The 472-nt window shown below is 66.1% G+C and carries 1 protein-coding gene; it reads left to right on the forward strand.

The features are described 5' to 3' along the window. Window positions 1–44: 44 nt before the first annotated feature. A partial coding sequence (locus D7Y13_RS42395; protein ID WP_208734599.1) for a hypothetical protein occupies window positions 45–472 on the forward strand: 428 nt, incomplete at its 3' end.

Raw genomic sequence — 472 nt, forward strand, 5'->3', positions numbered from 1 at the left:
ACCCCACGCCCACTGTGGGAGAGACCTCGCTGACCATCTTGCCAATGATTCTGCTGCGCAACCCCGGTCGCGCGGATGGTGGCCTCGCCGCACGCTTTGCGCCGCTGCTGGACCCGCTCCTCGCGGCGCTCGGTCAGAACAGCGTCGTCACCCCCGAGGTCGACGTGGAGCAGAGCGGCGGGGCGGTACTGGTGCCGATCAAGGTCGACGGCACGGTCGAGTACGACCCGCTGTCGGACTTCGCCGCGTGGCCGAACCCGTTCACGCTCGCCAACAATGGTGCGGCCTTCTTGTTCCCCACTTACATCCTTCGGGGCACCGACATCACCAACCCGGCGTTGCTGACGTCCATCCTCGAACCCGTGCTCGGCAGTGTGCTCGGCAACGCGCTTTCCGCGGCGATAGGCGACGGCAAGACGGTCGACGTGACGACGGAGATCCTTGGGCAGCCAATCACGTTCCCGCTGAACAT

Origin of the sequence: Corallococcus praedator, assembly GCF_003612125.1 — a bacterium.
Taxonomy (GTDB): Bacteria; Myxococcota; Myxococcia; order Myxococcales; family Myxococcaceae; genus Corallococcus; species Corallococcus praedator.